This window comes from Variovorax sp. GrIS 2.14 (assembly GCF_046115955.1).
In the GTDB taxonomy this organism is placed as follows: domain Bacteria; phylum Pseudomonadota; class Gammaproteobacteria; order Burkholderiales; family Burkholderiaceae_C; genus Variovorax.
Window position 1 is genome coordinate 12,881 of sequence record NZ_JBJXIA010000024.1, and the last position, 20,027, is coordinate 32,907.

The 20,027-nt window shown below is 64.2% G+C and carries 22 protein-coding genes; 12 read left to right on the forward strand and 10 right to left on the reverse strand.

Annotated features, from left to right (window positions below; genetic code table 11):
- Window positions 1-12 precede the first annotated feature (12 nt).
- The 3 genes from RCH10_RS23975 to RCH10_RS23985 all read left to right on the forward strand — a co-directional run bounded on the left by RCH10_RS23975 (window position 13) and on the right by RCH10_RS23985 (window position 3,909).
- On the forward strand, window positions 13-849 hold the full coding sequence (locus RCH10_RS23975; RefSeq protein ID WP_409054359.1) for a molecular chaperone: 837 nt from the start codon (window positions 13-15) through the stop codon (window positions 847-849).
- A 64-nt stretch (window positions 850-913) separates the two neighbouring features.
- On the forward strand, window positions 914-3,349 hold the full coding sequence (locus tag RCH10_RS23980) for a fimbria/pilus outer membrane usher protein (protein ID WP_409054360.1): 2,436 nt from the start codon (window positions 914-916) through the stop codon (window positions 3,347-3,349).
- On the forward strand, window positions 3,346-3,909 hold the full coding sequence (locus RCH10_RS23985; protein ID WP_409054361.1) for a spore coat U domain-containing protein: 564 nt from the start codon (window positions 3,346-3,348) through the stop codon (window positions 3,907-3,909). The genes RCH10_RS23980 and RCH10_RS23985 overlap by 4 nt, the downstream gene beginning before the upstream one ends.
- 37 nt (window positions 3,910-3,946) lie before the next feature.
- Here RCH10_RS23985 and RCH10_RS23990 read toward each other — a convergent pair whose 3' ends face one another.
- A complete protein-coding gene (locus RCH10_RS23990; protein ID WP_409054362.1) occupies window positions 3,947-4,447 on the reverse strand; it encodes a hypothetical protein in 501 nt (166 codons plus the stop codon).
- A gap of 94 nt (window positions 4,448-4,541) precedes the next feature.
- Between RCH10_RS23990 and RCH10_RS23995 the strand changes: the two genes are divergently transcribed.
- Both RCH10_RS23995 and RCH10_RS24000 read left to right on the forward strand, forming a co-directional pair.
- Window positions 4,542-5,741 (forward strand): PLP-dependent transferase, encoded by a 1,200-nt coding sequence (locus tag RCH10_RS23995; protein WP_409054363.1) that lies wholly within the window; start codon window positions 4,542-4,544, stop codon window positions 5,739-5,741.
- Window positions 5,742-5,812: 71 nt separating this feature from the next.
- A complete protein-coding gene (locus tag RCH10_RS24000; RefSeq protein ID WP_187051646.1) occupies window positions 5,813-6,016 on the forward strand; it encodes a hypothetical protein in 204 nt (67 codons plus the stop codon).
- A gap of 108 nt (window positions 6,017-6,124) precedes the next feature.
- On the opposite strand, the gene RCH10_RS24005 is transcribed toward RCH10_RS24000, so the two are convergent.
- Window positions 6,125-6,793, reverse strand: coding sequence for an arylesterase (locus RCH10_RS24005; RefSeq protein WP_409054364.1), 669 nt, complete (start codon window positions 6,791-6,793; stop codon window positions 6,125-6,127).
- Window positions 6,794-6,818: 25 nt separating this feature from the next.
- Here RCH10_RS24005 and RCH10_RS24010 point away from each other — a divergent pair, with 25 nt between their 5' ends.
- Entirely contained in the window at window positions 6,819-7,526 is a 708-nt protein-coding gene (locus tag RCH10_RS24010; protein WP_323501211.1) for an ATP-binding cassette domain-containing protein, read from the forward strand.
- A 52-nt stretch (window positions 7,527-7,578) separates the two neighbouring features.
- Window positions 7,579-8,328: a 23S rRNA (guanosine(2251)-2'-O)-methyltransferase RlmB gene (gene rlmB / locus RCH10_RS24015; protein WP_323498437.1), complete on the forward strand. Its 750-nt coding sequence runs from the start codon at window positions 7,579-7,581 to the stop codon at window positions 8,326-8,328.
- A gap of 21 nt (window positions 8,329-8,349) precedes the next feature.
- Here rlmB and RCH10_RS24020 read toward each other — a convergent pair whose 3' ends face one another.
- The 6 genes from RCH10_RS24020 to RCH10_RS24045 all read right to left on the reverse strand — a co-directional run bounded on the left by RCH10_RS24020 (window position 8,350) and on the right by RCH10_RS24045 (window position 11,860).
- On the reverse strand, window positions 8,350-8,571 hold the full coding sequence (locus RCH10_RS24020) for a hypothetical protein (protein ID WP_409054365.1): 222 nt from the start codon (window positions 8,569-8,571) through the stop codon (window positions 8,350-8,352).
- Between the two features lie 113 nt (window positions 8,572-8,684).
- Window positions 8,685-9,206 (reverse strand): DUF3237 domain-containing protein, encoded by a 522-nt coding sequence (locus RCH10_RS24025; RefSeq protein ID WP_409054366.1) that lies wholly within the window; start codon window positions 9,204-9,206, stop codon window positions 8,685-8,687.
- Between the two features lie 109 nt (window positions 9,207-9,315).
- Window positions 9,316-9,486, reverse strand: a complete 171-nt coding sequence (locus RCH10_RS24030) for a hypothetical protein (protein ID WP_187051650.1) — start codon at window positions 9,484-9,486, stop codon at window positions 9,316-9,318.
- Between the two features lie 119 nt (window positions 9,487-9,605).
- A complete protein-coding gene (locus RCH10_RS24035) occupies window positions 9,606-10,583 on the reverse strand; it encodes an aldo/keto reductase (RefSeq protein ID WP_409054367.1) in 978 nt (325 codons plus the stop codon).
- 63 nt (window positions 10,584-10,646) lie between these two features.
- A complete protein-coding gene (locus tag RCH10_RS24040; protein WP_409054368.1) occupies window positions 10,647-11,264 on the reverse strand; it encodes a chromate transporter in 618 nt (205 codons plus the stop codon).
- The gene (locus RCH10_RS24045) at window positions 11,261-11,860 is read right to left on the reverse strand and encodes a chromate transporter (protein WP_409054369.1); all 600 of its coding nucleotides are present in this window, start codon (window positions 11,858-11,860) and stop codon (window positions 11,261-11,263) included. Before RCH10_RS24045 ends, RCH10_RS24040 begins: the two co-directional genes overlap by 4 nt.
- A gap of 89 nt (window positions 11,861-11,949) precedes the next feature.
- On the opposite strand from RCH10_RS24045, the gene RCH10_RS24050 reads away from it, so the two are divergent.
- From RCH10_RS24050 to RCH10_RS24065, 4 genes are all read left to right on the forward strand, one after another.
- Window positions 11,950-12,894, forward strand: coding sequence for a YihY/virulence factor BrkB family protein (locus RCH10_RS24050; protein ID WP_409054370.1), 945 nt, complete (start codon window positions 11,950-11,952; stop codon window positions 12,892-12,894).
- A 105-nt stretch (window positions 12,895-12,999) separates the two neighbouring features.
- Entirely contained in the window at window positions 13,000-13,449 is a 450-nt protein-coding gene (locus RCH10_RS24055; RefSeq protein ID WP_409054371.1) for a CHRD domain-containing protein, read from the forward strand.
- Window positions 13,450-13,500: 51 nt separating this feature from the next.
- Window positions 13,501-14,781, forward strand: a complete 1,281-nt coding sequence (locus tag RCH10_RS24060) for a patatin-like phospholipase family protein (RefSeq protein ID WP_409054372.1) — start codon at window positions 13,501-13,503, stop codon at window positions 14,779-14,781.
- Between the two features lie 63 nt (window positions 14,782-14,844).
- Entirely contained in the window at window positions 14,845-15,627 is a 783-nt protein-coding gene (locus RCH10_RS24065; RefSeq protein WP_323498428.1) for a 3-hydroxybutyrate dehydrogenase, read from the forward strand.
- Between the two features lie 16 nt (window positions 15,628-15,643).
- Here the strand turns inward: RCH10_RS24065 and RCH10_RS24070 are convergent, their stop codons facing one another.
- Window positions 15,644-16,597, reverse strand: coding sequence for a GNAT family N-acetyltransferase (locus RCH10_RS24070; RefSeq protein WP_409054373.1), 954 nt, complete (start codon window positions 16,595-16,597; stop codon window positions 15,644-15,646).
- A 223-nt stretch (window positions 16,598-16,820) separates the two neighbouring features.
- On the opposite strand from RCH10_RS24070, the gene RCH10_RS24075 reads away from it, so the two are divergent.
- Window positions 16,821-19,193 carry a YgiQ family radical SAM protein gene (locus tag RCH10_RS24075; protein WP_409054374.1) on the forward strand — a complete coding sequence of 791 codons (2,373 nt, stop codon included), beginning with the start codon at window positions 16,821-16,823 and terminating at the stop codon, window positions 19,191-19,193.
- Between the two features lie 35 nt (window positions 19,194-19,228).
- On the opposite strand, the gene RCH10_RS24080 is transcribed toward RCH10_RS24075, so the two are convergent.
- Complete coding sequence (locus RCH10_RS24080; protein WP_409054375.1) at window positions 19,229-19,945, reverse strand: DUF1294 domain-containing protein; 717 nt, start codon at window positions 19,943-19,945, stop codon at window positions 19,229-19,231.
- Window positions 19,946-20,027 lie beyond the last annotated feature (82 nt).

A 20,027-nucleotide genomic window follows, 5' to 3' on the forward strand; every position in this document is an offset into this window, starting at 1 on the left:
CGCCGCGGCGGCATGAGAACGAGAGCTTTCTTGAGGGCGATGGCGTACGTGTTGCCGTACGTCGGTACAGCCGTCGTCGCGTTGGTCGTCACCGTAATCGTCTCCGCGCCAGCGGCATGGGGGGGCAGTTTGCAGGTCGCGCCGGTGCGCATCGTGCTCACGCCAGGGCGCGCGGTCGCTGCGATGACCATCGGCAACGCGGATGACGCAGAGGTCGCAGTGCAGGCAGAAGTCTTCGCGTGGTCGCAGGTAGACGGCAAGGACGTGTATGAACCGACGCGCGACGTGCTGGTCAACCCGACGATCTTCCGCCTGGCGGCGCAGGCGCAGCAGATCGTACGGGTCGGGCTGCGCGTGCCGGCCGGCGAGCGTGAGAGGAGCTACCGCATTTTTTTGCAGCAGTTACCGCGCGACAGGGCTGTGCCGGCGGACGGCGCGGCCGGCAACCAGGTCCAGACCTTGCTGCGCATCGGCGTGCCGATCTTCGTACCGCCGAAGGTGGTGCGCCGCGAGGTGCAGTGGCGTGTCGAACGCGGCGACGCGACCCCGGTGCCGTCTTCGACTTTGACGCGGAATTCGCAATTGCCTTCGCCCTATCGGCTGAACTTCCGAAACGGCGGTGACGAGCACATCCAGCTCATTCAGGTCGTACTGCGTCATGGCAATGGCGACGAGTTCGCAAGAAAGTCGCTGTCGCACTACGTGCTGGCCGGGCAGGCGACCGCGTTGCCGATGGATCTGCCATCGCTCCCGGCGGGCAGCCCGTTCAGTGTCGAGGTGCAGAGCGATGCCGCACAGCCTTTGCCGCCCGCGCAGCTGCAGATGCCGGGCGAGGCGCCGTCTCGATGATTCGCGGTCACTCTCGCTGATTCGGCTTGTCGGCGCTTTGTCCTGGCCGCTTCCTTGTCGTCCCATGTGTCGCACCGATGCCGCGGTGCCGTTGGCTGCGGCCCTCGCTGTGCTGTGGAGCCTGCCGATGCAGTTGGTGCAAGTGCATGAAGTGCATGAAGTGCATGAAGTGCAGCCGGCGCGACCAGCGCCTGGCTCGCGAGATGCCCTGCCCGTCATCCTCGACGTGCGCATCAACGGCACGCCATACGACGCCGTGCTGCCGATGCTGCGGCTCGGCGCCCGAGTGCTGTTCCAGCGCGGCGATATCGCTGCGTGGCAGTTGCTGGTGCCCGCCACGCCGGCGCTCAGCGTCGACGGCGATGACTACTTCGACATGACCGCGGTGCCGGGCATCACCGTCGATGTCGACGAGGCGAGCCAGACCGTGCGACTCGATGTTCCGCCCGAAGGCTTTAGGGAAGGCGTCGCGCGCAGCCGATCGGCCGGTCGTCTGGCGCTGTCGCAATCGGCCACCGGCGCGTTTCTCAACTACGACATCGCGCTGCAGCGAGACCGCACCGGAACCCGCGCCTCCGGCTTTTTCGATGCGTCGGCATCGGGCTCCTGGGGCCTCGTGTCGAGCAGCTTTCTTGCCGGCCCTACGGCCTTCGACACATCCCATAGCGTGACGCGGCTCGACACCGCCTACCGGTGGGAAGACCCGTCGAGCCTGACGCGCTTGACCGTTGGCGACAGCATCACGCGCAGCGCGAACTGGTCGACGCCGCTGCGCTTCGGGGGGGTGCAGTGGGGCACGCAGTTCGGCCTGCAGCCGGGCTACATCAGCTATCCGACGCCGTCACTGCATGGCGGCTCTGCGCTGCCATCGTCGGTCGAAGTCTTCGTCAATGCCACGCTGCGCTATCAAGGCCGAGCGGATGCCGGTCCGTTCACCGTGTCGGACATCCCCGTGCTGACCGGCGCTGGCGACATGCGCTTTGCAGTGACCGATTCACTGGGCGTGCGGCGCACCGTCGTCACGCCGTATTACGTGAGCTCGAACCTGCTGCACGCGGGGCTGTCCGACTATTCGGTCGAGTTCAGCTGGAACCGTCTTTTCTATGGCGAGCGCAGCTTCGCCTACGGGAGGCCCTTCGCCTCCGGCAACTGGCGCAAGGGCTGGACCGACAACACCACGATCGAGGCGCATGCGGAAGTCGGCAACCGCAGCCAGACGGTGGGCGGTGGTGCGACATGGGTGTGGTCGCCCATCGGCGAGTTCTCCCTGAGCGCCGCCGCCAGCCGCAGCGACAACACGGGCAACGGTCGACTGGCACGCGCCTCGTTCACGCGCTTCAGCGACCGCTGGAACTTTTCTGTCAGCCGCCAGGTGGCGAGCCGCGACTTCACGCAGATCGCGTGGCAGGACGGCAGCGCGCACGTGGCGGCGCAAACGCAGGTGTTCGCCGGCCGTTCGCTCGGTGCGCTCGGCTCAGTCGGCGCAAGCTACACGGTGCTGCGCTACGACTTCGGCGCGCCGGTGTCTGTGCTGTCGGCCAACTGGTCGATCGCGATAGCGGGCCGTGCTTCGCTGAATGCGTACATATCCCGATCGGAGCAGTCGCGCAACGTGCCGTCGGGGTCGGTCGGCGCGACCTCCGTCGGGCTGACGCTCACGATGCCGCTCGGCGATCAGCAGACGGCATCGTTGTCTTTGCAGCGCGGCGATGGCGGCTCGTCGGTCATCGCAGAACTAAATCGCACGGCGCCTTCCGACATCGATGGCGGCGTCGCTTACCGCGTGCTCGCTTCGCGTGGTGGCAGCGGTGGCTACAACGGATCTGGCAGGAACAGCGCGCGCACGGAAGCGGATGTGAGCTGGCTCGGGCGGTACGGCGTGGCAACGGCTGAGGCGTCGAGTTATGCCGGAGACACGGGCCTGCGATTGCGTGCGAGTGGCTCGGTCGGGCTGGCGGGCGGACTGCTTTTTGCCACACGCCAGTCCGACGATGCGTTCGCGCTGGTCGATGTTCCCGGCTCGTCCGGGCTCAAGGTGTATCGCGAGAACCAGCATCTCGCCACCACCGATGCGCAGGGCCGCGCCGTTGTGCCGGGGCTTCGGGCCTACGAGGCGAATCTGCTCAGCATCGACAGCAGTGACTTGCCCATCGAAGCGACGATCGGCAAAGAGGCGATCAAGGTGGTGCCGCGCTTCAGGGGCGTCGCGGCAGTGCAGTTCGACGTCGGCCACGGCAGCACTGCGACGGTAATCGTTCGATTGCCCGACGGTCAATTTTTGCCGCCCGGCATCGAGGTGCGCAGCCAGTCGCGGCAACGAACTTTCATTTCGGGCTACGGCGGCACGGTGTCCGTCGAGCAGCCGGCTTCGGGTGAAGTCTTCGAAGCGCAGTGGCGAGGCAGCCGCTGCGGCTTCGGTCTGGGCAAGATCGATACGGCAGAGCCTTTGCCGTCGCTCGGCACCTTCGAATGCCGGCCGATCGAGGTGTCGCGGCCATGAGCTACTTCCTGAGTTGCGTCACGCGCCCGGTCATGCGTCGGCAGCGCGGATCGACACATTGGCTCGCAGGGGTCGGAATCGCTGCAATCGGCCTCGCGACGGCGCCAGCCCACGCCACCTGCTCGGCGGTCGGCCTCGTGACCTGCAGCGTGACGACCAGCGCCACCCTGCTGCCTTTCGGTAACTACGACCCGAACCGCGTCACTGCCAGCGACATATCGAGCATCATCACTGTGACCGGGACCGCCGTCGGCGGCGTCGGTCTGGTCACGACTATCGGCTACAGCATCAGCTTGAGTCAAGGCTTGAACGGCAATGTGGGCGAGCGCAAGATGATCGGCGGCAGCGCCGCGACGCCGCTGGGCTACAACCTCTTCACCAACAGCAGCTACGACCAGGTATGGGGCACCGATTCCGTAAGCGACAGCTTCACGGTGCTGGTTGTCTTGGGCGGTACTTCGCTTACGCAAAGCTATCGGGTGTACGGGCGCATTCCACCTAACCAGTACGTCTCGGTCGGTGCCTATGCCGACACCATCACGGTGACGGTGAACTACTGACCGCGTTGAACTACGTCGAATGATTGCGGAAACTGAACTACCGAAGCTGCGTGTAGACGACGACGCCCAGCACGACCACGATCGCGAGCAGCAAAGTCCAGCGGTTCAATAAGCCAGACTGCTTCGTCGCGCGATAGCCCTCGAGGCGGCCGGGCAGGGTCTGTATGTCTTCGATGCGCTTGGGCGGCGCCAGCCGCGCGTCTTGCGCGATGAGCGTGAGCAGCGGCACGACGGCGGCATGCGCGTCCGGATCATCGCTGTCGTTGTGGTCGTCCGACGCCCGCTCGACACTCGCGACATACGCGAGGAAGGCGCTGCCCTCGTGCGTGAAGCCAATGTCGTCGCCGCTCATCGCCAAGGCGCCATGCTCGACCAGCGCGTCGAGTCCGCGCCGCACATAGGAGCGCTCGTTGCCGGGCACGCTTTCCTGAAGTTCGATGCGCGAGGTTTCGGTGCTGCGCGACGCCATGCAGCGTTCGAGGATGAGGGTGGTGAGTACGCTGGCAAAGGCTTCGCGGTCGGTCAGGCTGCGGGGCATTCGTGGTCCATTCGTTTTCCATTCGTGTTGTTCTGTGGCCTCCCTGAATGTGGGGTCGATTCTTCCATCTTCGGCCTTCGCCACAATAGGGGTCATGACCCAGCCTTCGACCGAACTCATCCATCACCCCTACGTACCGCCGGCCAGGTTCGCCGCGCCGCAACCCGGTGTGTTCAAGGCCTCGACCGTGTTCTTCGCCGACGTGGCCGCGCTGCGCGCGCGAGACTGGAAAACCAAGGCCGGCTACACCTACGGCCTGCACGGCACGCCGACCACGTTCACGCTCGAAGAACGGCTCGCCACGCTCGAAGGCGGCACGGCCGCGTTGTTGGTGCCGAGCGGCCTCGCATCGATCACGCTGGTGTCTTTCGCCTTTCTGAAGGCCGGCGACGAGGTGCTGCTGCCCGACAACGTCTACGGCCCGAGCAAGGCGCTGGCGACAGGCGAACTGGCTAACTTCGGCATCACCCACAAGCTGTACGACGCGATGAATCCGGTTGATCTCGCGGCCAAGATTTCCGACCGCACGCGGCTGGTGTGGGTCGAGGCGGCCGGCTCGGTCACGATGGAATTCCCGGATTTGCCGGCGCTGGTCGCCGTTTGCCGTGCGCGCGACGTGCTGTGCGCGCTCGACAACACCTGGGGCGCCGGGCTGGCTTTTGCGCCGTTCGATCTGGACGGCAGCGGCACAGGGCAGGGTGTCGACATCGTTGCGCACGCGCTTACCAAGTACCCGAGCGGTGGCGGCGACGTGCTGATGGGCGGCGTGACCACGCGCGATGACCGCCTGCACAACGCGCTCAAGCTCACGCACATGCGCATGGGCTTCGGCGTTGGGGTGAACGATGTCGAACTGGTGCTGCGATCGTTGCCGAGCATCGGCTTGCGCTATGCGGCGCACGACAGGGCGGCGAGAGAGCTTGCACGCTGGTTGCAGGCCCGCGACGAGATCGCGCAAGTACTGCACCCGGCCCTCGAAGGCTCACCGGGCCATGACCACTGGCGTGCCCTGTGCGGCAAGACAGATCTGGCCGCTGGCCTGTTCTCGATCGTTTTCGACGAGCGCTTCAGCAGCGAGCAGGCCGACCGCTTTTGCGACAGCCTCAAGCTCTTCCGGCTCGGCTATTCGTGGGGCGGCCCGGTCAGTTTGGTGGTGCCGTACGACATCGGCCTGATGCGCGACCCGACTGTTGCGCGTTGGTCGTACAAGGGGACGCTGGTGCGATTTTCGGTCGGCCTGGAAGATGTCGGCGACCTGCGCGACGACCTGGAACAAGCCCTGGGCAAGCTCTGAGCCGTCTTTCGTAATCGCGTACAGTCGGAAGCATCGCAGTCCCACGGATTGCCCCGCACCAAGGAGACGCAGTGGCCGCACCCAATTACGGATACGAGAAGCGACAGAAGGAACTGGCCAAGAGGAAGAAAAAGGAAGAAAAGCTGCGCGACAAAGTCAATCGCAAGCTGAGCCCGAGCAGCGATGGCCTGGCACCCGGAGATCCGGAAAGCGACGTGGCCTCGCTCGAACGCGATCCGCCAACCGTGCCGGACCTTCCGACCAAGAACGGCTGATCGTCTCTCGAGCTTCTTTTCGCTCTACTTTTAGCGTTCGTGAAAAAGCCGCCATCTGCTTCGTGCAGTGGCGGCTTTTTCGTTGGCTCGTCGGCTTGAATCGATCGTTTACTTCAACAGCTTGCGCAGTTGCGGCCAGACGTTGTCGAGCATCTGCGGATGCGCGGCAGCCACCGGATGGATGCGGTCGGCCTGAAACATCCTGATCGGGTCGGGCGCGTCGGCTACGCCCTTCAAGAAGAACGGAACGACCGGCGCACCGGTGGCGCTGCCTGTGCCGGTAAACATCCGCGAGAAGCGATTCAGATAGTCCATGCCGTAGTTCGGCGGCACCTGCATGCCGAGCAGCAGCACCTTGGCGCCGGCAGCCTGCGCCGCCTTCGTCATCGCGGTGAGGTTGGCTTCGGAGTCCTTGATGGCCAGCCCGCGCAACGCGTCGTTGGCGCCGAGTTCGAGCACCATCACGTCGGGCTTGTTGAGCTTGAGCAGCGCATCCATGCGTGAGCGGCCACCCGACGTGGTCTCGCCGCTGATGCTCGCATTGACCACGCGGGCATCGATCTTCTGCTCCGCCAGCCGCTTTTGCAGCAACGCGACCCAGCCTTCACCGCGCTTCAGGCCATATTCGGCGCTGAGCGAGTCGCCCATGATGAGGATGGTCTGTGGCGCGGCCTGCGCGAAGGAAGCCCCTGCGCCCAGAAGCCCCGCTGCGCCGGCCAGCGTGGCGCTCAAGATAAAGTGACGTCGCTCCCAACGCCGTTCCACAAGTCGATTCAACACGCAAAGCCTTTCAAAGTACCTGATGTCCGCACTGTCACAAGCCACTGCCACTGAAATTGTTGCCGTCGACCATGTTTTCAAGTCCGTCACCGATTCGAGCGGCACGCTGGACATTTTGCAGGACATCCATTTCACCCTCGGTGCACGGGAGACCGCGGCCATCGTCGGCGCGTCGGGCTCCGGCAAGAGCACTTTGCTGTCGATCATCGCGGGCCTCGACACACCGACCCGCGGCACGGTGCGGCTCGGTGGCGAAGACCTGTTCGCCATCGACGAAGACGACCGCGCCGCGCTGCGTGCCCAAAAGGTCGGCTTCGTATTCCAGAGCTTTCAGTTGCTCGCCAACCTGAGCGCCCTCGAAAACGTGATGCTGCCGCTGGAGCTCGCCAACCGCAAGGACGCGCGCAAGGCCGCGACGGAGATGCTGGGCCGCGTCGGCTTGAGCCAGCGCCTCGGCCACTATCCGAAGGTGCTGTCGGGCGGAGAGCAGCAGCGCGTGGCGCTGGCCCGCGCCTTCGTCGTTCAACCAGCCTTGCTGCTGGCCGACGAGCCGACCGGCAGCCTCGACCACGCGACCGGCGAGCAGGTCATGAAGTTGATGTTCGATCTCAATCGCGAGCTAGGCACCACGCTCGTGATGGTGACGCACGACCGCGGCATCGCCGACCGTTGCGAGCGCCGCATCACCATCGAAGCCGGGCGCGTGGCGTCGGACGACAAGAGCGCCTGAAGTCCTGGCCTGAGCATTCGCCCGGCCGACGCCTGACCTTGATAATCGCCGGATGTCTTCCCCCAAAGTGATCTTCGGCTTTCATGCCGTGGGCGTGCGTATCAAAACCGCGCCGAAGTCGGTGCTCGAAGTGCTGTTCGACTCGAGCCGTCGCGACGCGCGCATGAAGCAATTCATCGCTCGCGCGCAAGATGCAGGAGTGCGTCTCGTCGAGGCCGATTCGTTGCGCATTGCCAAACTCGCAGGCAGTCACGGCCACCAGGGCATTGCCGCCCGCGTCGAGGCTATGCCGCAATTGCATTCGATCGACGAACTGCTCGAAGGCCTGGAAGCCGCCGGCACGGTGCCATTGCTGCTGGTGCTCGACAGCGTGACCGATCCGCACAACCTGGGCGCCTGCCTGCGGGTGGCCGACGGTGCCGGTGCACACGCGGTCATCGCGCCGAAGGACCATGCTGCCGGCATCAACGCTACGGTGTCGAAGGTGGCGAGCGGTGCGGCCGATACCATGCCGTACTTCATGGTCACCAACCTGTCGCGGACGCTGAATGAACTGAAGGAGCGCAGCATCTGGTGCGTCGGTACCAGCGACGACGCGCCCCGCACGCTTTACCAGACCGACCTGAAGCGGCCGCTGGCGCTGGTGCTCGGTGCCGAAGGCGAGGGCATGCGCCAGCTCACTCGCAAAACCTGCGACGAATTGATCAGCATCCCGATGGCGGGCGCGGTCGAAAGCCTGAATGTCTCGGTGGCGAGCGGCGTATGTTTATACGAGGCGATGCGTCAGCGCATCGCCGTGTAGGCAGGGTTCAGCGTTCCGGCTTCAGTGGCGCAGCGCCAGCATCTGCCAAAGGTCGCAACTGCCGGGGCATCGGGTAAGACTGGGTACCGCGGCCGGAGGCTGCTGAGAGCCCGCTTGCGTCGCGCTCGATACGGTGACGGCTTGTGCGCTGCTCTGTTCGGAGGTAGTGCCCAGCGTTGCCGGCCCCGCCATCGCGGCGGCGGCAACGCCGCCTGCCAAAACCAACTTGCTAACGATCAACATGGTTGTCTCCTGCGTGATGCATCGACAACTTCAAGATAGTCCTGTGGCGGGCATTGCACTTCGGTGCTTACCCTTGTGGGCTTTCGTCTTATCGAGGCCCCTTCACGGATGGTTTAGGCGAGCGTGAAGAAGCGCATCACCACCTGGGTCGGGTGCCTTACGCCGGCACCGACGAACATCCGCTCGCAGACCCATTTGAGCGCCGGAGACGATGTCTCGAAGCGCGGGCTGCATCGAAAGTAGACCTGCGCAGGATCGGCCGGCTCACCGCGCAATAACTTGGCCATGACGTCGGCCGGCGCTGAGCGGACCGCGTGGTTTTGCACGTAGAGCAGATCGCCGCCATCGGTTTCGAGGCTATAGCGCGCGTCGAGCTCAGACAGCGTGTCGCTCAGGATGAGTTGGAAGTCGCTGCCGCCGGGCAGCACGCGTGCATGCCAGTCGACGCCGCGTGCTTCGCCACCGTTGATGGGGACAACCCTGCGCAAACCACGCGGGCCGTGGCCGAGCACTTGAGGCACGCCGACGTCGACGCGAAGGTCGGCAAAGAAATCGAGAGCGGGTGTTGCGATCGCAGTGGCGAGTACGCTGGAGTTGCCTCCGGACAAGGCTGCTGGAGTGTTGGGCGAAGTCATCGCGCCAGCTTAGGCAAGCGCGACGTTTCCTGCCATCGGATCATCCCGAAGGCGATCCCGAATTTCGGCCTGGTGCCGGTGCTGGCTTTGGTGCTGTGCGGTACAGGATTCAGGACGGGTCTTTGCCGCGGGTGCGACTCACCGCACTGAAGATGCCGATTCCCAGCACGATGAGGGAGCCAATGCCGATGTAGAGCGTCGGCACGCCTGCGACCGAGGCGCCCCAGGCGAGGCCAGCCAGGAAAATTAAAAAGCCGATCATGTAAAGCGCGAATGACATGGGAATCCTCTCTCTCGAATACTGCGATGGCCGAAGTATCGAGAGCGCTGCCAATGGCCGCAATGGCAGGCGGCGCCAATCGCTGTGGGAGCTTGCCTACTGATCAGCCGGTCGGCAGATCAGGCGGCCTCCGCTTCGGCACTGGATTCCGTACTGGCTGCATCGAGCGCCGCGATCGTTTCAGCATCCAGCTTCAGTTCGGCCGCTTTGACCAGATCGTCGAGTTGCTCGATCGAGGTCGCGCTGGCAATCGGTGCCGTGATGGCCGGCCGCGCGATCTGCCATGCGAGCGCCACCTGGCCGGGAGTCGCGTCGTGCTTACGCGCTGCCACATCCAGCGCGTCGAGGATGCGAAGGCCGCGCGCGTTCAGGTACTTCTTGGTCGTGCTCTCACCGCGCTTGCTCTTGGCTGCGTCGGCTTCGCTGCGGTACTTGCCTGTCAAGAAGCCGGCTGCCAGCGCATAGAAATTGATGACGCCGACGCCACGCTGCAGGCACAACGGTTCCAAATCGTCTTCGAACACCGCGCGGTCGTACAGGTTGTAGAGCGGCTGCAGCGACTCGTAGCGCGGCAGGCCGAGCTTGTCCGAAAGGTCGAGTGCTTCGGCCAGACGCGGCGCGGTGTAGTTCGACGCACCGATGGCGCGCACCTTGCCGGCCTTGATGAGGTCGGCGAAGGCGCCGAGCGAATCTGCCAGCGGTGTCTCGGCGTCGTCGTCGTGCGACTGGTAGAGATCGATGTGGTCGGTCTTGAGCCGCGTCAGCGAGGCCTCGACCGCCTTACGGATGTAGGCCGGCGACAGGCCGACCTTGTCTTCCCCCATCGGCTTGCCGACCTTGGTGGCGAGCACCACGCGATTGCGCTTGCCGGTCTGGCGCAGCCACTTGCCGATGATCGTTTCCGACTCGCCGCCGGTGTGGCCCGGCACCCAACGCGAATACACGTCGGCCGTGTCGACGAAGTTGAAGCCGGCGTCGAGCCATGCATCGAGCAGGCGGAACGACAGGGCTTCATCGACGGTCCAGCCGAAGACGTTGCCGCCGAAAGCGATCGGAGAAACCTGAAGGCCGGAGCGGCCGAGCGGACGAAGTTGCATGGGTGTTCCTGGTGAGTGGGTGAGAAGGTAACAAGGACTGCTGTGCAGGGCTGGCAGCCGGATTTAAACGAAGCCGAGCGCACCCAACGCGGCCCCGGCGCCGAGCATCCACAGCAGATGAATGCGGGTGCGCCAGACGATCAAGCCGGCCACGCCCGTCACGGCCCACACGTGCCAAGCCGGCGTGACGCTCACGTGGTTTGTGTTCGACAAAATCCATCCGGTCGCGATCAGCAAGCCGACCACCACAGGAGCCATGCCTTGCTTGAAGGCGCGCACTTCGCGCCGCGTGCGGTTGCGCCGTGCCCAACGCGTGGCGATGTAGGTGAGCGTGGTGCTCGGCAGCATGATGCCGGCCATGGTGATCGTCAGGCCGAGAAGGCCGAGCAGCCACGCCTGCGGTCCACCGCCGATGCCGCCGCCAGCGTTGAGGCCGACGTTCCATCCCATCAACGCCACGAACAGCACGTTGGGGCCGGGTGCAGCTTGCGCGATGGCGACCGAAGAATTGAGCTGCGTGGCGGTGAGCCAGTGATGCTGGTCGACCAGGTAGCGGTGCATGTCCGGCACCGTGGTGATGGCGCCGCTGATCGAAAGCAGCGACAGCAGCATGTACTGGCCGAAAAGCGCCAGCCAGTCATGCCAGTGCATGACGATCGTTAGATTCGTCAGGTCGGTCATGGCGTCAGCTTTCGCCAGGTCGCGACGCACGCTGCACCGCCCACCACCAGCAGCACCCAGCCCAACGGAAGCTGCAGCACGCCGATCAGCACGAAGACGAGTGCCACGGTCGCGATGCAAATGCCGAAGCCGAGCGGGTGCTTGCGAAGTTGCGGAATGAGCTTGACGCCGGTCGCAGCGATGAGGCCGCCCGACACCGCGCCCATGCCGCGCAGGGCGGCCGCGACCTGCGGGTTGGTCGCGAAGTGCGCGTAGACCATCGCGAGCGCCAGGATGATGACCAGTGGCACCGCCAACATGCCTGCCACGGCTGCGACGGCACCACGCAAGCCGAAGTACCGGTCGCCGATCATCAGGCTGAGGTTGATGACGTTGGGCCCGGGCATGACCTGCGCCACGGCCCAGTCCTCGAGAAATTCGTCGGGTGTCAGCCACTTCTTTTTCTCGACCAACTCGCGCTGGACGATGGCGAGGACGCCTCCAAAACCCTGCAGCGCGAGCCAGGTGAACGACACGAAAAGATCGCGTGGCGACTGGGGCAGGGGGTGAGACATGCGATCGGGCGCTGCCGCCACGTTGGAAGAAGCCGGTTGCATTTGTCGAAGATTATCGTTGGCGAAACGGCCGTCAGCAGGCCGCGCGCACGACTGACAGCTTTGCCTAACCCGGGGGTAATACTCGGCGCATGCAACTGCCGCAACTCCCGGAAAAACTTCGTGCCCTCTTCGACTTGTCGAAGCGGGCCTTCGCCTCGTGGGCAAACGACTACGCCCCGAGCATGGGGGCCGCGCTCGCTTACTACACGGTGTTTTCGGTGGCGCCATTGCTGCTCATCGTCATCTCGGTGGCGGGGCTCGTCTTCGGCCGCGATGCAGCCCGAGGAGAGATTTTTGCGCAGCTGTCGGGGCTCATGGGTCCGCAAGGAGCGATGGCGGTGCAGGGCATGCTGGAGGCGGTCAACAAGCCGACCGAAGGCATCGTCGCGACAGTGATCGGCATCGCGCTGCTGGTACTCGGTGCGACCACCGTTTTCGGTGAATTGCAGGATGCGCTCGATCGCATCTGGCGGGCGCCGGCGCGCGACAAGAATACGGGTCTGTTCAACTTGCTTCGAGTGCGGCTGTTGTCGTTCAGCATGATCATGGGCATCGGCTTTTTGCTGATGGTGTCGCTGGTGGCGAGCGCGGCACTGGCCGCGCTGGGCAAATGGTGGTCACCGTTGTTCGGCGGCTGGGCCACGCTGGCGCAAGCGGTCAACTTCGTCTTCAGCTTCGTGATGGTGACGGTCGTCTTCGCGATGATCTACAAGATCATGCCGCGCGTGCGGGTGCAGTGGCGCGACGTGTGGGTGGGGGCGGCGGTGACGGCGCTGCTCTTCACCATCGGCAAGCACCTGATTGGCCTGTACATCGGCAAGAGCAGCGTGGCCTCGGGCTACGGCGCGGCGGGCTCGCTGGTCGTTGTGCTGGTCTGGGTCTACTACTCGGCGCAGATCTTTTTGCTGGGGGCAGAGTTCACCTGGGTCTATGCGCACACGTTCGGTTCGCTCAAGAACGCAGCGGCGCGGCCGGCCGATGGCCGGCCATCACCTACGCGCGGCGAAGCGCTGGGGTCGGCAAAAGTCGGCTGAGGGGTCCATCGCCTTCTGATCAAGTCGCGCGTTTTGCCGACATGACGCCGGCTCCGCAATTGCCTATGCTCGAAAGTCACTTCGACTAAATCCAGGAGATAACCAATGAACCGATACGGCACCTTTTTGCGCGCAACCTTCGTCGCAGGCGTCGCCACCATGGCGCTCGCCGGCTGCGGAATGATGGGCATGAATTCCAACACTGCCAGCTTCAGCGGCGCCATGAACGCATCCAGCGAAGTGCCTCCGAACATGACGCGCGGCAGCGGCATGGCCGAAGCCACCCTCGACAAGGGCACCAATGTGCTGAAGTACAAGGTCACCTATTCGGGCCTGAGCGGCCCCGCCACTGCGGCGCACTTTCATGGTCCCGCAGTCGCTGGCGCCAACGCCGGTGTGGTTGTGCCTTTCACCAGCCCGGCCACCCCTATCGAAGGAACCGCAACGCTCACCCCGGCTCAAGCGGCAGATCTGATGGCTGGCAAGTGGTATGCCAACGTGCATACCGCGGCCAACCCCGGCGGCGAAATCCGCGGACAGATGTTGCCGAAGTAAAAACTCGGAGCCGGCCTGCCGGCTGTCAGAAACGCGGTGTCCAATGCGGGAATGAGCACAAGCAAGCCTTCGCCCGTTCCCGCGCCCCGCCAGACTTCCAAGCCCCGCAATCCGCCCGCTCCCCGCGCAGCGCTCTCGGGGCTTTCGTCTGCTCCGGCACCCGCATCCGACATGGGCCAGGCCACCAAGGCGCTCGTGCTGCAAGGCGGGGGCGCGCTGGGCGCCTATCAGGGAGGCGTCTGCGAGGAACTGTTCGAGCGCTATCAATCTCTCGATTGGGTGGCCGGTGTTTCTATCGGTGCCATCAACGCGTCGATCATCGCGGGTAACGCGCCCAATGAACGCATCGACAAGCTCAAGGGATTCTGGGACCTTCTCTCGTCGGGACCGGGTCAGCAACTGCCGTCGGTTCTTGGCGACCGCATGATGCTCAATCAGTGGAGCGCGGCGTCAGCGGTGTTTTTCGGGATTCCGGGGTTTTTCAAGCCGCGCATCGGCCCCGCCATGCTGCTGGGCAGCTCTGCGCCGGTGCTCAGCTACTGCGACACGACGGATCTCAAGTCGACGCTCGAGCGCTTCGTCGACTTCGACCGCATCAACCGCAAAGACGCCATGCGCATCAGCGTGGGCGCGGTGAATGTGCGCACCGGCAACTCGATCTACTTCGACAACGCTGCGCAGAAGATCACTCCGGAACACATCATGGCGAGCGGCGCGCTGCCGCCCGGTTTTCCGCCGGTGCACATCGATGGCGAAGACTATTGGGACGGCGGCATCGTGTCGAACACGCCGCTGCAATATGTTCTTGACGTCCATCCGCGCACGCAGCCGTTGGTGGTGCTTCAGGTCGACCTGTTCAGCGCACGCGGCGTCATGCCGCAGACACTGGCCGAAGTGTCGCAACGGCAAAAAGACATCATCTATTCGAGCCGCACGCGGATGAACACCGATGCGGTGTCGGCCAACGTCAACCTGCAACAGGCACTGGCCGACCTCATCAAGAAGCTTCCTGCCGCCTTGCGCAATGACAAGAGCGTGGAAGCGCTGAGCGCACAAATGACGCACAAGCCGATCGACATCGTTCATCTGATCTACCGCAACCGGCCTTATGAACTCGACTCGAAAGACTATGAGTTTTCTCGCACGACAGTCACCGAGCATTGGGAGGCCGGCGCGCGCGACATGAACAACACGCTTGCGCATCCGGACTGGCTGAAGACGACCAGCGCGAACGGCGTGACCACCTACGACCTAACCGAGCCCGACGCATTGCGCGTGCACAAGCCCAGCCTGGACACGCGTGCGGGCACCGCCCGCTCCGGCAGTACGTGAGCTCCCGAAGTGCAAAGACCGCCCCGTCCCGCATTTAAACTTTTACTCATTTAAGGAATTCTCATGCAACTCAAAAACAAAGTCGCGTTCATCACCGGCTCGGCCAGCGGCATCGGCAAGGAAATTGCCATCGTGTTCGCCAAGGAAGGCGCCAAGATCGTCATCGCCGACTTAAACAAGGAAGCAGCGGACGCCACGGCAGCTGAGCTAAAGGCCACGGGCGCCGAAGCCATTGGTGTCGGCATGGACGTCACCAACGAAGACCAGGTGAACGCAGGCGTCGAAGAAGCCGCTGCGGTCTTCGGCGGCATCGACATCCTCATCAGCAACGCCGGCATCCAGATCGTTCATCCCATCGAAGAGTTCAGTTTTGCCGATTGGAAGAAGATGCTCGCGATTCACCTCGATGGTGCTTTCCTGACGACGCGCGCGTGCCTCAAGCACATGTACGCGCAAGGGCGCGGTGGCAGCGTGATCTACATGGGCTCGGTCCACTCGAAGGAAGCGTCGCTGCTCAAGGCTCCTTACGTGACCGCCAAGCACGGCCTCATCGGCCTGTGCAAAACGGTCGCCAAGGAAGGCGCCAAGTACAACGTCCGCGCCAACGTGATCTGCCCCGGCTTCGTGCGCACGCCGCTGGTCGAAAAGCAGATTCCCGAACAGGCGAAGACGCTCGGCATCACCGAGGCGGAAGTCATCAAGAACGTGATGCTCAAGGAAACCGTCGACGGCGAGTTCACAACGACCGACGACGTGGCGCAGGTAGCGCTGATGTTCGCGGGCTTCAAGACGAATGCGTTGACCGGACAGTCTTTGGTCGTCAGCCACGGCTGGTTCATGCAGTAACTGTCAGGCAGGTCGCTTAAAGCTTCAAAGACCAGGTCTCACCCACCAGCTTTTGTCCGAAGCCTTCATACGGCGCGGACTTGACCAGCTCGAAGCCGCGTCTGGCGTAGATGCCGCGAGCGGCAACGAGGCAGCTGTTGGTCCACAGCACGATCTTCCTGTAGCCCTTGGCGCGCGCGAAGGCGATGCATTCGTCGGTGAGCCGAGCGCCCAGACCGAGCCCGCGGGCGCCGGGCGTGAGCAGCAGCATACGTAGTTGCGCGGTGGTGGCCGATTTGCGGACAACGAAGATTGCGCCGACGCGCTCGCCTTCGAGCTCGGCGATCCAGCACTTCTCCCATTGCGGGTCGAACTTGCGGATGTACTGCGCGGCGATGTCGGCCACCATCGCTTCGAACTCGCTGTTCCAGCCGTACTCGCGCCAGTAGATCTCGCCGTGCTGTTGCACGACCCAGCCCATGTCGCCGGGAATCGGGTCGCGCAGCAGGGCAGTGCGGGGCTTGATGGCATCGGCAGCCTGCGGTTCCAGCAAGGCTTCGATCTGCTGCATGGCGGTCACCACTTTCTGCTGGCGTGCGGGATCGAGCGATGCCAGCAGCGCAGCCGCCTCGTCGCGCGACCTCTGCTGCAGGGGTTCAAAAGCCGTGCGGCCGGCTTCGGTGATGGTCAACACGCTTTGGCGCGCGTCGTTGGCGTGGGCACTGCGTGTGAGCCAGCCGGCCTGTTCGAAGCGCCGCAAGATGCGGCTTAGATAGCCGCCGTCCAGCCCTAGGTCACGCGCGAGTTCGCTGGCGACGGGTGCTTCGCGGTGCGCCAGTTCGTAGAGCACCCTCACATCGGTGAGCGACAGGTCGCTGCCCAGATAGGGATCGAGCACGCCGATGCGGCGGGTGAAGAAGCGGTTGAAGCGTCGCACGGCTTTGACGGAGGCGGTCGGCACACTGGTCGAAGTCTGGAACATGCATGCCATTGTCAACAAATCGATTGACTGAGGCAAGTAGTTGCGATGCGGGCGCATTGCCCCGCCGAATGCCGGACTATGGTTGCCAAGGGCGACAAAAAGAGAGTGCCGACTTACAATAGTGGGTTGCCTGAGGCCTACCTCTCAAGTCCCGGAGGCGCTCGCCGAGCAGTTTGCGACCTTCTCTCTATCCGCATGCCGGCCGCACCGGCCCCCAGTTTTTTTGCCCCTGATGAACGCCCCCGTCGACGTCTCCTTTTTCGCTCGCGCCGCCAAGCCGCTGACCAGCTACCGCAAGTACTGGGCGGCCCGCTTCGGCACGGCCAAGTTCTTGCCGACGTCGCGCAAGGAGATGGAAGCGCTAGGCTGGGACAGTTGCGACATCGTGATGGTCACCGGCGACGCGTACGTCGACCACCCGAGCTTCGGCATGGCGGTCATCGGCCGCATGCTGGAGGCGCAGGGCTTTCGGGTCGGCATCATCGCGCAGCCCGACTGGCAAAGCGCCGAGCCGTTCAAGGCGCTCGGCAAACCAAACCTGTTCTTCGGCGTGACGTCGGGCAACATGGATTCGATGATCAATCGGTACACCGCCGACCGCAAGATCCGGAGCGACGACGCCTATACCCCCGGCGACATCGGCGGGAAGCGTCCCGACCGCGCGGCCATCGTCTTCTCGCAGCGCTGCAAGGAAGCCTGGAACGACGTGCCGATCATCCTCGGCGGCATCGAAGGAAGCCTGCGACGCATCGCCCACTACGACTACTGGTCGGACAAAGTGCGCCGCTCGATCGTCACAGACTCGAAGTGCGACTTGCTGCTGTACGGCAACGCCGAACGCGCCATCGTCGAGATCGCGCATCGCCTAGCAGCACGGGAGCCGGTGCATGACATCACCGACGTGCGCGGCACCGCTTTCGTTCGTCGCGAGACGCCTGAAGGCTGGTTCGAGATCGACTCGACCAGCGTCGATGAGCCGGGTCGCGTCGAGGCGCATGTCAATCCGTATTTGATGGTGTCGGACCAGGCGAAGGCGAACGGGGCCACGTGCGCGCGCGAAGACGAAGCCGACGCCGTGGCCAAAACAGCTAATAAAGCGGCAGAAGCCAATCCGGCCATCAGACCGCTGACATTCATGCCAAACCCGGCGCTCGTCGCGCGGGTCAAGATCCAGGTACCGCCGCGCGACCGTTCGGTGATTCGCCTGCCGTCGTACGAGCAGGTCCGTGCCGATCCGATCCTTTACGCCCACGCCAATCGGGTGCTGCATCTCGAAACCAACCCCGGCAACGCCCGTGCGTTGGTTCAGGCGCACGGTGAAGGCGCCACGGCGCGCGATGTGTGGATCAACCCGCCGCCGATCCCGCTGACCACGGCGGAGATGGACCACGTGTTCGACCTGCCGTATGCGCGCAGCCCGCATCCGAACTACGCCGACGCAGCCGGCAGCCACGATGGCGCCACAAAGATTCCCGCGTGGGAAATGATTCGCTTCAGCGTGAACATCATGCGTGGCTGCTTCGGCGGGTGCACCTTCTGCTCGATCACCGAGCACGAGGGCCGCATCATCCAGAGCCGTTCCGAAGAATCGATCATCAAGGAGGTCGAGGCCATTCGCGACTCGGTCACCGGCTTCACCGGCACGATCTCCGACCTCGGCGGACCTACGGCCAACATGTACCGGCTGGGCTGCAAGAGCCCCGAGATCGAGAAGGCGTGTCGCAAGCCGAGCTGCGTGTATCCCGGCATCTGCCCTAACCTCGGTACCAACCACGATCCGCTCATCAAGATCTACCGCCGCGCGCGTTCGCTGCGCGGCATCAAGAAGATCCTGATCAGTTCGGGCCTGCGTTACGACCTGGCCGTGCAGAGCCCGGAGTACGTCAAGGAACTGGTGCAGCATCACGTCGGCGGCTACCTGAAGATCGCGCCCGAGCACACCGAGCAGGGCCCGCTCACCAAGATGATGAAGCCGGGCATCGGCAGCTACGACAAGTTCAAGCAGATGTTCGAGAAGTTCTCGGCGGAGGTGGGCAAGAAGCAATACCTCATCCCGTACTTCATCGCAGCGCACCCCGGCACCAGCGACGAGGACATGATGAACCTCGCGATCTGGCTGAAGAAGAACGGCTTCAGGGCCGACCAGGTGCAGACCTTCTATCCTTCGCCGATGGCCACTGCGACCGCGATGTACCACAGCAACCGCAACCCGCTGCGCAAGATCACGCGTGACAGTGAAACGGTCGACATCGTGCGTGGCGACAAGCGACGCCGGCTGCACAAGGCCTTCTTGCGCTACCACGATGCCAACAACTGGCCGCTGCTGCGCGAGGCGCTGAAGTCGATGGGCCGCGCTGACCTCATCGGCAATGGCAAGCACCACCTGATCCCGACTTGGCAGCCATTGACCGACGGCAGCTACACCAGTGCGCGCAAGAAAAATTCGAGTGCGGCGCCGACGAGCACGCAGAACACCGCACCGGTGAAGCTGGCCGTCAAGCCGGCACCCGGCCGCATGCTGACGCAGCACACCGGCCTGCCGCCGCGCGACAACGGCTCCGCGCTGGTGCCGCGATCGGCGCGCGGCATTCGCCGGCCGCGCTGACCGGACCAGTCACACCCTGCGCTCACGCGCAGTGTTCAGAGCACGGGCCACCCGGCCGGCAGCCGAACGATCCATGCGGTTGCCGCGGCGAAATGGGCCACCACTGTGGTCCAGTACCCGACCATGAAACTCGTCTTGCGGGACTTGTGATGGAACAGCCGCTGGGCACACCAGGCACCCGGCCATCCGCCGAGCAATGCCAGCAGGTGGAGCGTGCTTTCGGCGGTGCGCCATCGTCCGTTTTCCGCGGCACTCTTGTCGAACCCGTAAACGAAAAATGTGAAGAGGCTGATGAGCACAAGCACGCCGACCGCGATGAGTGGAACGCGTCCGGCCCAGACGCCGAAGCCCAGCAAAGCCACGTAGCAGACCATCAACACAGCGCCGGGCAGCGCAGAGGAAGTCGATCCCGAGCCACCGCGACGCTGGCCGCTACCGGTACGGTTTCCGCGCGTTGCAGGCGAAGCGGGGCGGGCACGGGAGGTCGGACGAGCGGGATGCCTTGGCGCCAAGTCGTGCGCCCCGTGTGCGCGGACGGCAGCCGCACCGACGGCTCTAACCGCTACGGCGCGAGGGCCCTTGCCGCCGACGTGAATCTCTTCGAAGACCAACGACATGCCGACCACCGGGTTCACTCCGCGGTCGTGGAAATCGCGCAGGTGCACGAAGACGTCGGCAGAAATGTCGGGGCATCGAATGAAGCCAAAGCGCCGGTCTTTCTCCCATCGAACGAGCGTGCCTTGTCGGTTCATTGAATTTGTGGCGCTGGTGGAAGTGGCCCGGAATTCTCCCTCTTTCGAGCCCCGGTGTGGCCGAGCATCGAACCGGCCGACG

Coding starts and splice junctions, on each gene's coding strand:
- RCH10_RS24080 (WP_409054375.1), bottom strand. CDS start 19,945: ATGAACCGACAAGGCACGCTCGTTCGATGGGAGAAAGACCGGCGCTTT.
- RCH10_RS23990 (WP_409054362.1), bottom strand. CDS start 4,447: ATGCCCCGCAGCCTGACCGACCGCGAAGCCTTTGCCAGCGTACTCACC.
- RCH10_RS24065 (WP_323498428.1), top strand. CDS start 14,845: ATGCAACTCAAAAACAAAGTCGCGTTCATCACCGGCTCGGCCAGCGGC.
- RCH10_RS23985 (WP_409054361.1), top strand. CDS start 3,346: ATGAGCTACTTCCTGAGTTGCGTCACGCGCCCGGTCATGCGTCGGCAG.
- RCH10_RS24025 (WP_409054366.1), bottom strand. CDS start 9,206: ATGACTTCGCCCAACACTCCAGCAGCCTTGTCCGGAGGCAACTCCAGC.
- RCH10_RS23980 (WP_409054360.1), top strand. CDS start 914: ATGTGTCGCACCGATGCCGCGGTGCCGTTGGCTGCGGCCCTCGCTGTG.
- RCH10_RS24040 (WP_409054368.1), bottom strand. CDS start 11,264: ATGACCGACCTGACGAATCTAACGATCGTCATGCACTGGCATGACTGG.
- RCH10_RS24070 (WP_409054373.1), bottom strand. CDS start 16,597: ATGGCATGCATGTTCCAGACTTCGACCAGTGTGCCGACCGCCTCCGTC.
- RCH10_RS24020 (WP_409054365.1), bottom strand. CDS start 8,571: ATGTTGATCGTTAGCAAGTTGGTTTTGGCAGGCGGCGTTGCCGCCGCC.
- rlmB (WP_323498437.1), top strand. CDS start 7,579: ATGTCTTCCCCCAAAGTGATCTTCGGCTTTCATGCCGTGGGCGTGCGT.
- RCH10_RS24010 (WP_323501211.1), top strand. CDS start 6,819: ATGTCCGCACTGTCACAAGCCACTGCCACTGAAATTGTTGCCGTCGAC.
- RCH10_RS24055 (WP_409054371.1), top strand. CDS start 13,000: ATGAACCGATACGGCACCTTTTTGCGCGCAACCTTCGTCGCAGGCGTC.
- RCH10_RS24075 (WP_409054374.1), top strand. CDS start 16,821: ATGAACGCCCCCGTCGACGTCTCCTTTTTCGCTCGCGCCGCCAAGCCG.
- RCH10_RS24045 (WP_409054369.1), bottom strand. CDS start 11,860: ATGCAACCGGCTTCTTCCAACGTGGCGGCAGCGCCCGATCGCATGTCT.
- RCH10_RS24050 (WP_409054370.1), top strand. CDS start 11,950: ATGCAACTGCCGCAACTCCCGGAAAAACTTCGTGCCCTCTTCGACTTG.
- RCH10_RS23995 (WP_409054363.1), top strand. CDS start 4,542: ATGACCCAGCCTTCGACCGAACTCATCCATCACCCCTACGTACCGCCG.
- RCH10_RS23975 (WP_409054359.1), top strand. CDS start 13: ATGAGAACGAGAGCTTTCTTGAGGGCGATGGCGTACGTGTTGCCGTAC.
- RCH10_RS24030 (WP_187051650.1), bottom strand. CDS start 9,486: ATGTCATTCGCGCTTTACATGATCGGCTTTTTAATTTTCCTGGCTGGC.
- RCH10_RS24060 (WP_409054372.1), top strand. CDS start 13,501: ATGAGCACAAGCAAGCCTTCGCCCGTTCCCGCGCCCCGCCAGACTTCC.
- RCH10_RS24035 (WP_409054367.1), bottom strand. CDS start 10,583: ATGCAACTTCGTCCGCTCGGCCGCTCCGGCCTTCAGGTTTCTCCGATC.